10 protein-coding genes are annotated in these 10,145 nt (G+C 32.2%); 4 read left to right on the forward strand and 6 right to left on the reverse strand.

Features of this window, described 5'->3' with window-relative positions:
- From ABWU86_RS05055 to ABWU86_RS05070, 4 genes are all read right to left on the reverse strand, one after another.
- Positions 1-265: hypothetical protein (locus ABWU86_RS05055; protein ID WP_353321728.1), on the reverse strand; the 265-nt coding region annotated here is incomplete at its 3' end.
- Positions 266-285: 20 nt separating this feature from the next.
- Positions 286-2,895 (reverse strand): DEAD/DEAH box helicase family protein, encoded by a 2,610-nt coding sequence (locus ABWU86_RS05060; protein WP_353321730.1) that lies wholly within the window; start codon positions 2,893-2,895, stop codon positions 286-288.
- Between the two features lie 4 nt (positions 2,896-2,899).
- On the reverse strand, positions 2,900-4,771 hold the full coding sequence (locus tag ABWU86_RS05065; RefSeq protein ID WP_353321732.1) for a site-specific DNA-methyltransferase: 1,872 nt from the start codon (positions 4,769-4,771) through the stop codon (positions 2,900-2,902).
- A 22-nt stretch (positions 4,772-4,793) separates the two neighbouring features.
- Complete coding sequence (locus tag ABWU86_RS05070; RefSeq protein WP_353321734.1) at positions 4,794-5,288, reverse strand: hypothetical protein; 495 nt, start codon at positions 5,286-5,288, stop codon at positions 4,794-4,796.
- Positions 5,289-5,383: 95 nt separating this feature from the next.
- Between ABWU86_RS05070 and relB the strand changes: the two genes are divergently transcribed.
- The 4 genes from relB to ABWU86_RS05090 all read left to right on the forward strand — a co-directional run bounded on the left by relB (position 5,384) and on the right by ABWU86_RS05090 (position 8,405).
- On the forward strand, positions 5,384-5,617 hold the full coding sequence (gene relB / locus ABWU86_RS05075) for a type II toxin-antitoxin system RelB family antitoxin (RefSeq protein WP_353321736.1): 234 nt from the start codon (positions 5,384-5,386) through the stop codon (positions 5,615-5,617).
- Between the two features lie 3 nt (positions 5,618-5,620).
- Complete coding sequence (locus ABWU86_RS05080) at positions 5,621-5,884, forward strand: type II toxin-antitoxin system RelE family toxin (protein WP_263501895.1); 264 nt, start codon at positions 5,621-5,623, stop codon at positions 5,882-5,884.
- A gap of 921 nt (positions 5,885-6,805) precedes the next feature.
- A complete protein-coding gene (locus tag ABWU86_RS05085; protein ID WP_353321739.1) occupies positions 6,806-7,522 on the forward strand; it encodes a CPBP family intramembrane glutamic endopeptidase in 717 nt (238 codons plus the stop codon).
- Between the two features lie 394 nt (positions 7,523-7,916).
- Complete coding sequence (locus ABWU86_RS05090; RefSeq protein ID WP_353321741.1) at positions 7,917-8,405, forward strand: hypothetical protein; 489 nt, start codon at positions 7,917-7,919, stop codon at positions 8,403-8,405.
- Positions 8,406-8,438: 33 nt separating this feature from the next.
- Here the strand turns inward: ABWU86_RS05090 and ABWU86_RS05095 are convergent, their stop codons facing one another.
- On the reverse strand, positions 8,439-9,014 hold the full coding sequence (locus ABWU86_RS05095) for a recombinase family protein (protein WP_353321743.1): 576 nt from the start codon (positions 9,012-9,014) through the stop codon (positions 8,439-8,441).
- 255 nt (positions 9,015-9,269) lie between these two features.
- The coding region (locus tag ABWU86_RS05100) for an abortive infection family protein (RefSeq protein WP_353321745.1) at positions 9,270-10,145 on the reverse strand (876 nt) is incomplete at its 5' end.

Raw genomic sequence — 10,145 nt, forward strand, 5'->3', positions numbered from 1 at the left:
TTCCATTAATCACTTTTCTAACAGCAGAAGTAATGTTCATTTTAAACAGATAGTAGTAAAAAAAATCACTAGTTTTCCCTTTTTCATGTAACGAACAAAGTATTGATTGTAAAATTTGCCAGCGACTACCTTCCTTGTAACTTGCTTCAAATTTTCTTCCTATATCTTGAATTTTAGATCCAGTCATATAGGGGAATATGTCTCCTTCTATAAGTAAATCTATAATAGCTCTTTGATTTAAAATTGAATAACTTTCATCTTCCAATATACAATCACCTCACAATTCTACGTTAAATTTTCTATTTCTTTCTCAACATTTCTACCATCGTTGTAAGTAAAGAATTTAACACCATAAAGCTTAACTTGATCATTCTCACCAACAAGTTCAATATTTTCAGGACGAATACTTTCTAAGAGTTCTTGTTTCCACTGATCCTGATCAAGCAATTGGGTTCCCTTAGGCTCAATATAAATTTGATAACAAAAATCTTTATTCTGTAAATAGAGGATAAAATCAGGCATGAAACCGACATAATGAGTTGTCTGACCTTTAAATTGATGTAGCTTGAAATTAGTATTGCGTTCATCAATTCTAAATAAATAAATTTGACTATATTTTTGACTTAATCGGTCAACAAAAGCGCCGATTAAGTCAACTAAAGACTTCTCCAGCTTATCAACAATGGCTTCTTCAAAAACAAACCAAGGTTTATTTTTCATTGAGTATGGTAAGATCATTTCACTGACTGATTTATTAAAATGTTTGGCAACTTTCTTTTGGTAGTCCCTAATCAAGGATTTTATAGGAACTGGAATAAAGCGCTTAGTCCCGCGTTGTCTTTGATAGTTATTAATAATCTGTTTTTGAACAAAAGTTAAATATTGTTCAACTGCTTTAAGTTGCTGCTTACGATTTAAGGCTGGTGAACCATTGCTGACACGAGCATACAAACGAATATTTCCCAACCAATTATCATCTGTCATAAATTCATTTAAAGAGACCAAAGTAGGAATATACTGCTTCAGAGAGTTAAACCGATAGAACTTATTACGTGAGAAGGCTTTTTTAACTAAGATTACGGCATCTCGAAACTTAAACAAAAATCTAGTTTCTGTTAAAGAATCTTTCTCAATAGCAACAGCATTATAATTTGTTTCCCAAGTGCTCTCTACCAAATTGACTTCAGCCATTGTGGTGGTATTAACCCCATAACGGTCAAGGCAATTAAATTCTTTATCTGGTACAGGCTCAACTTCGTTGTAGTAAAGATTACCCTGTTGATAAACTTTAGAGTGTTTAAATGACGGTTTAACATTAGTTTCAAAAACATCAAAATCACTATCATCTTCAACGGGTAGGTCCATCTTATCAAGTGACTTTTTAAGGTTATCTAGGTACTTAGGATCATTGATAGTGTGGTAATAAAGACTCTCTAATAACTGATATTTAGGATTCTGGTTGTCAAAACGACGTGTATAAGAGTTTTCGCCTTGATAAACAAAAGAATTGTAGCGTGCTCCTCGACCAATCAACTGAGCTTCACTGTTTGTTTGGTTCAAGGTAGTGGATTGTTCACCAATCCGCACAATATCATAAAGGTTTAAAACGTCCCAGCCCTCACTTAACTTAGCGACGGCAAAAATAACCCGAAAGGGATTATCAGAACTTTCCAAGGTATTTAGATTATGCAAGTTATTTAAATCTCCTAAGATTCCTTCTTTGGCACTATCGTTAACATTAATAGTATTCATAGTCTGAAAGTCACGTTTTAATTCAACAATTGCAGTACCCAAATCTTGCGATAACCAGTAATCATAAGCTTGTTTCAATGCTTGACTATGGCTAGTGCTTTGTTGATGTTTAAGAAAATCAGTTAGGTCTGTTATATTCAACTGTGAGATCATACTTAAAAAAGTTGCTCGGGCATCTTTAGAAACCGCAATTTTATTAGACTTAAACAAGATTACCGGTTTAAAGTCAGGTATTTTTAATTCATTGGCAATTCGCTTACGATACTGACTAAGCAAAACAGCATTCAGCATTTTGTTCTCATCGTCGTTATTTGCTTGTAATCGATATACCCGTTTAGAATATCCTTGGTAAATAAAACGGCTTAAATCGTATCTATAAACAATCTTTTGACGATATTTTTGATAAATCGCTTCATTTTGTAAATCTAGAGTTGCAGTAAACTCGAATTGACGATTATGTTTATTAGCTTGACGAATACGATCCAGGACATATTCCCAGGAACGTTCTTTTTGGTCCTCTTTACTTTTAGTACCAGCAGAAAAATGATGCGCTTCATCAGCTAGAATAATCAACTTCTGTTTCTCTAAATCGTCATAAGTTAATCCATTTTCCCGTGGTGTATTTAACTCATTAGCTAAAGTTTGGATAGTTGTTAATCTTAAATAGATTACACCATCCTCTGGTGTACTAGGAAACCTAGTTACTGAGCGAAGCTCGATTCTTTGGCCGTGGATAGTTAAAGGTTGGGAAAAAAGATATTTAGGTGAAGCAGTATTTAATAAATTGTCATAAGTCTTAGCCACCACAGCATTTGTATTTACTACAAAAAGAAAATTATGATAAGTAAATTCAGTATACAAATACAAGATCAGGGCAGCTAAAACGTCTGTTTTTCCACTACCAGTGGCCATATTAAAAAGTAATTGATTATATTGGTAATCAGCTAATGGTTGTCGTTGTGTCCAGTCTAGATTAACTAAAGCTTGATTTTGGTAAGGTCGTAATTGGTGCTTTAAATTACCTTTAATATATTCTGGAATAATAAAGGGCTTTTCATTACTAAGAAGATCAATCTTACGTTTGTTTTCCAATAAATCAACCAGTGGGAGTTCAATTTTGCGCATAACTTGTTTTTTAGCCATTAGTTTAGTCCCTCTTTCCATAGAAGCTTTGATTAAATTGATAATCCTTATCGGAAATCAGATCACGGACATCGGCATCATCAATATTATTGAAGTTGTAGTAAAGTTGATTCTTATCCAATAATTTAACTAATAACTGCTTTTGTTCTTCAAAAGGCAAAGTTTTACGTTCTGCATCATTTTCATATTTATCAAGATCCACTCGAAAGTCGAAATCTGCTCCCACTTTCATACGTTGGAAAACAGCGTCTAATTCATCTAAGGTCGTGGCCTTTTGCAGTCCTTTTAGGTATCCCTGGTTCTTTTCCATTAATTCAGCATATACGAAGGAGCCACCACCTTGCCAGTTGACGTCCTTAGAAATACCGCCCTGCTCGCCGGCAATTACCTTTTGGAGACGTGGGACCGAGATGGTATTGATATAATCCATTTGTTCAACACCGATAAAGCGACGGTGCATTTTTAAAGCTGCTGAGGCAGTAGTCCCAGATCCAATAAAGAAGTCTAGTACAATATCTCCCGGATCTGTAACCATAGAAATAATCCTTTGAATTAACGCTTCAGGCTTTTGACCACTCGAAAAAACATTTAGTCTTTCCTTAGACATCGGATTTATTACAAAAATGTCATCCCATAATGAATTAATGGGTTGACCTTTGTATTCATCTAAAAAAATCTTTCGATTAATATTTTTACTCTTTGAATCAGGAAAGGCTAGTCTCCCTTCCTTATCCCATTTTTCTAAGACTTTCTTCGAAACAGAATAACCCTTTTTAGGTGTTTTGTATCCCTTATAATCATAAATTAGATTAGGACGATAATTAGGACTTTGAATAGGGGATTTCATAAACCTTCGTCCTTGACTATCGATATTTGTAAATCGTTCTTTAATATACTTTTGGGTATTGGTATTATTCTTTGTATAAACGGGGTGATATTTCATTTGGTTGACATCCTTCGAATACCATAAGATGTATTCCACTACGTTATTAAGTTGCTTTGCAGGATTAGCACTCCCACCTCGGCGTTTCCAATTTATTTTATTTCTAAAGTTATCTCTTCCAAATATTTCATCCATCAAAACCTTAAGATAAGAATCTTCAAATGAATCAATTTCAATAAAAATACTCCCGTCTTCACTCAATAAGTTGTAAGCAATTTCTAAACGACTTTTCATAAAGGTTAGCCAGGTAGCATGGTCAAAGTGATCATTGTATTGGAAAGAATCAGACCCAGTGTTATATGGTGGATCTAAGTAAATTATTTTTACCTTGCCGGCATACTTTTTAGCAATGCTATGTAAAGCAATCAGGTTGTTTCCCTTGATAATCAAGTTATCTTGATTAGAATATTTAACCGCTTTGCGTTCTCCATTTTGATCATATCTTCTAGCATTTACAAATATCTTGGGTTCTAACAATTCATCAATTTCAGGCTTAGCAATTGTTTCGTTTAAAAATGGTTCATCAACAGATGCATCTTTATCTAGATCTTCTTTAGTCATACCAGCTTTTAAAACAGTATCTTTAAAAGGAAAATCCAAAACAACATCAGCAGATTCGTCAATAAATTTTCCATTAGCCGTTAAACCGATTTTATTTGTATATTTTGTATAACTGTCTTCCCAAAATTCTTTATATTCAAACATCTCAATAAATTGATTAAGTTTAAATAATTCAGTGTCAGCTATCTTTTCTACATAATTTTTATGTATTAAAGGATCTTTAAATAGCTTTGTCATCAATTCACGGTCAAATTTATCTAAGTCATTAATTACATTGTTTCTTCTCAGGAACCCACCACTAGTTAAATACTTGTTTCCAAATTCTCCTAAAATACTTTTAACTTGATACATTATCTTAGGCTCTATTTTCATGTTTAATCCACCTTTTTATTTTTTACCATAAATGCCACCATGACTGACTTTGTTGCTTGTCGTCTTTAGTGTTATTTTCACTTTTACCACTAACTTGAGAATATTGATTATCACTATTTTCATTTTCTTTTTTGTCATCATCACGATACTTGCTAATTAGTTTCGTGTTAGCTAGATCAAGTTGTTGTTGTTGGTCTAAAAGCCTATGTAATGTAGTAATTTCGTTATTCTTATTAGTTATTTCTTGTTTTAGCAATTCTATTAATTCATTTTCAGTTGTATTTGCGGTAGTTTTATTAGTGTTTTCACTGTTTGCGTTTTCTTTGCTATTATTCTTAATGTGAATATCATCAGTGCCAGTAAAGTATTGGAATATAGCACTTTGAGCATCTTCACTATATTTCTTTGTTTTTTCACTTTTATTCACGGGTTCAATTTTATTCTTTTCAATATAACGATACATGCGGCTTAGTGATACGTTCACAGCGTCCGCCATTTCTTTTACAGTTCTCTCCATGTTAATACATCCCCTTCTTAAATGTTATTGTATCATGGTTGCAATAGTAGTCAAAAGGTAATACTATTATAATCGTAAAAAGGAGGGGTTATATTATGGCTAGTGAAACTAAAGTGCCTAGAAGTATCAAGCTATCAAACGAATTAAACTCCACTGTTAACGACTATCTAAAGGTCAGTGGGCAATCATTCAATTCCTTTGTGAATAGTGCAGTCCAAGAAAAAATCGAAGATGAATTAGATCTACAAATTTTAACTAACGCAATTCAAAACAATAAAAACGAAAAGCGTTATTCATTGGATGATGTTAAAAGGGAGTTGGGCATTTAACCAATGTATGAACTTGAATTCTCCAAGCAGGCGCTTAAACAACTAAAGAAAATGGATAAGAGTGTAAGCAGAGTCATAGTTGCATGGTTATCCAAAAATATAAATCACACTCAAAACCCTAGACAGCATGGAAAAGGTTTAACCGCTGATAAGTCGGGGCTATGGCGTTACCGTGTGGGCGATTATCGTATACTAGCACAGATAGAAGATGAAAAACTTGTAGTATATGCGGTTACTATCGGCCATAGACGTGATGTATATAAATAAAAAAAGAGGTACAACCTTGCTATTACAGGCTTGGACGTGACTTATTTATTTTAATTATTAAAAAATTCTTTTGCTTAATTAATTTATTATGATATTCTTTATATAACAACTGAATAAAGAGACGTAAAAAAGAGCAATAAAAAAAGCCCTTTGGCAATGAGCCGAGGACTTAGGTTGCTTGTTAGTACTGGTAATACTAACTTACGTGATATCACGCTACACAAACTAGCTGATACCTTTGACTAAGAGATTGCAGTCCCTTAGTTCAAATATTCATATACATATTATCATGTTATGGAAGAATATACAAAGGGTATCTACTAAATTAATAAGACTGTTAGGGACTGATTTCACGTAAGTGAGGTTAGTCCTATTTTTATTGTCTCGATAAAAGAATGACAATCTTTGTTATCTAGATCTAGATAATTCTAAGAGGGTGGTACCCTGCCAGTTCGTCACTAAATGCACCTGTTAGCAATGCGATACATTGCTCGTAATAAAAGACCATAGGCACGCCAAGCCTTGATCGTATGAAACGCCGATCTAAAAGAGTGGCAAAAGCTGACAAAGTCGGCTGGGAAGTCTAGGAAATGCTACATCATATCCATTATGCACAGTGGGTTTTAGGATTTTACCACGTTAAACTTTAAAATTCCGGCTTAGCAGGAATAAAATACGCGCTAAGGCATAATTGGAACAAGGGCTGGATGAGTTTAAACATGATGCTGTGAAGCTTTACTGAGCTATCAAATTTTTCGTTTATTGATAGTTGAGCAAAGCGATGTACAGACTTTTAAAGAGGCACGCTCTCTCGATAGTTATAGCCACCAACTAGGCTAACTATCGAGAGAGCTTCGCCGAGCTTGCGAGGCAAGCTCTTTCTTTATGGTCTTATTTTATTTAATTATTGGAGTGTTTGTGTTGTCTTTTAAACATGTATTTTTTAAGGTTAGAAGTATCTTTTGGAATAATTTATTAGTGTTGTTATTTATGGTGTTATTGTATGTTTTTATGAATATTATTTACGATACTACTGATAATAATGCTTTATTAGATTTGATCATAGCTTTGTTGATTATTATCTTTTTATTTATTTATATTAGAGTTAAAAAGTCATTTAATTTATTCAATTCTAATTTTGGAAGTTTTTCATTTTCAAAGAAGTATTTGATCATTTTATTTGTGATTTTGATAGGGACATTATTACAACTTATTTCGGTTTTATCGTATAAGATATCTCCACATGAATACGAAGTTTTTATGCATTATGCATTTAATAATAGTACTAGTGGAGTAGTTGAAAATAAATTTTTTAACGTTGTAGATTCGTTAATTTTTGCACCAGTTTTTGAAGAAACAATCTTTCGATTTATTTTGATGAATTTTTTAAAATTACGTTTTAATAATATTAATTATTGTGTTTTTATATCTGGTTTTTATTTTGGTGTTTTTCATGTTTTATCTTTTATAAATTATGAAAATTTTGGAGTGCTAATGACCAATTATATGTTCTGGATATATTTAATAATTAAAATTATGTTCGGGTGTTATTTTGCATTTTTATACTCCAAAACGAATAACATTTATATTAATATTTTTGTTCATTCATACACCAATTTAATCGCCTTATTTTTGTAAAATCACAAAAATACAAACAGCTGATCCAAAAATGGACGGCTGTTTTTTTATTTAAATAATATATATTTTTCACTTGTACTTAGTGCTTAGTTGGGGAATAGTGCTTAAATTTTAAACAGGATAAGGGAAACTGGGGAACGACAAGCGTATCCCCCCGCCGTGGCGGGGGTTCTAGTGGGGAAAAACCACTTTTCAGAAACGTTGATTTATCAACTCCGGTATTCCTTAAGGAGTACAAAAAAACAGCTAGGTACTCCTTAACGCACACCCTAAAACTCCTCAAGGAGCATACTTTAATAGCTGACTTAGTAGCTCCTTGAGGAGTTTTATCCTTGATTTTTATATTCCTTGAGGAGTAAAATATCAAAAATTATATGATTTTTGAGGTGAAATTATGTCAGATGAGATTTCAAAAAGTGTGCAAGAGAAACTAAAAAGAAGTCAAGAAATGGGAAGAAAATTAGAAGAAATTGGTCATAAATATTACGGTTCAAATGAAAATTTTGCAGATCCAGAATATGAAAATTACGTTCCAGAATCAAGTATTGATACACCAATTTTTCAAGAAAAAGTTGAAGAAGTTATTGATGAAAAGAAAAAGAATAAAAAGGAATATGACAAAGGTTTTGTTTCGATGAAACTAAAAAAAGAGATTGCAGAGAAGCTTGATCATGTCATTAACTTTAATACTTCATCAACTCATATCACGTTAAAACGTGGTGAAATGATATCTAAAATCATCGACTTTTATATCTTTACAGTTATCAGAAATGCAGGTAGTGAAGATAAGGCTAAGAAGAATTTAATCAGTGCCAATGAAGCAGAGAAATTTTATAAATTCATTCGTGAAATGGCTGAAAATCAAGATGATAGTGAATTCTAAAAAAGACCAGGAATATATCCTGGTCTTTTTTGTTTAGTTATTTTTGAAAATAGAATTTATATAAAAAACAGTTCTAATAGAGATTCCAAATGCTTTTGCGGTTTCCTCAGCCGTATGAGATTGCTTGTATTCATAAATAGCTGGGTACTTGTCTTTATTCTTTCCTGTGAGGCGTGTCCTACGCCCTTCTCGATAATTAGGATTATGCTGCTTTGCATATTTTTTACCCTCTTGAGTTCTATTTACAATCATATCTCTTTCCATTTCAGCAACAGCTAATAAAACGGTTGTCGTAAATTTTCCGATTGATGAATTATCGATAATTCCAAGATTTAAAATGTTGATCTTAATATTTTTATCTTGCAACTCATTAATTACATTAAGAGCTTCTCTAGTGTTTCTAGCTAATCTATCTAGCTTAGTAACGACCAAAGTATCATCAGATTTTAAAGTGTTTAATAGTTTTTGGAATCCAGGTCTATCGGTATTAGTTCCTGTATATTTATCAGAAAAAATATTCTTTTTTAATACACCATTATCTCTAAGATCCTGGATTTGATTATCTAGTGATTGCCCTAAAGTACTAACTCTTGCATATCCATATTGCATTAGGAAGTCTCCTTTTTGCATAAAATAGTTGCATAACATCAATACCACTATATCAATGTTATCCATATATGCAAGAAACCATTAAGATATTTGCATGGTATGGAAATACAACTAATAAAGAAAAGACGCCAATAACTGCGCCTTTTCTTTATTAGTTGGTAGCTTAATTGCTTGGATATTCTTTCAATGCTTTTGAGGGGTTATTTGGTAATTATAGACTTTAAACACTGAATCAAAAAAATTTAAATTTCATTATTAGGATGTTTTCGTAATATTAACACTATTTTTTTCTTTTCTTCCATCCACTCTTAGATAGTATACAGAAATATTAACGGCAGAATTTAAAATTAGTTCAGCTTCAGCCTCATTGATTTTCACCCTATTAGAGCTACCATGGGAATCACTATTAATATTTCGCATGGTAGTTATAGAATCAACGATTTTATTAAGACCACTAATTAGATAAGAAACATTTTTATTCCACTTATTGTCAGGTTTCATGCCCAATGTTTCATTAACTAGAGATCTATAATGACCAATATCTCCATTTTCTTTAAAATCGATCTGATGCTTACGTAATATTTCTATGAATACTGTTTCAATTATTGTTCTAGATTTAGTTACTACACTGTCTAAATCATTATTTAATAAATCTTCTTTGGCATTGTTTAGAATTTTTTTGACATAACCAATATTCATGGTTTCGGCAGGGTCAACAAGTACTTTGGGGGTTTCTTTAGAATCAATAATGGCTATTTTCTCATTTCGAACAATTAATTTTTTATCGGACACTGATAGTTCTAAGTTGATACTATTAATTAAATCTGTCCTCAATATATTAGCAATCTCTTTATTATTTTGTTCTGATTCTTCTACTATTTCTTCTACTTTTGTGTATTTCGGTTTAGCATTGATGTTTCCATTAATCACTTTTCTAACAGCAGAAGTAATGTTCATTTTAAACAGATAGTAGTAAAAAAAATCACTAGTTTTCCCTTTTTCATGTAACGAACAAAGTATTGATTGTAAAATTTGCCAGCGACTACCTTCCTTGTAACTTGCTTCAAATTTTCTTCCTATATCTTGAATTTTAGATCCAGTCATATAGGGGAATATGTCTCCTTCTATAAG

This window comes from Apilactobacillus pseudapinorum (assembly GCF_040369555.1).
In the GTDB taxonomy this organism is placed as follows: Bacteria; Bacillota; Bacilli; order Lactobacillales; family Lactobacillaceae; genus Apilactobacillus.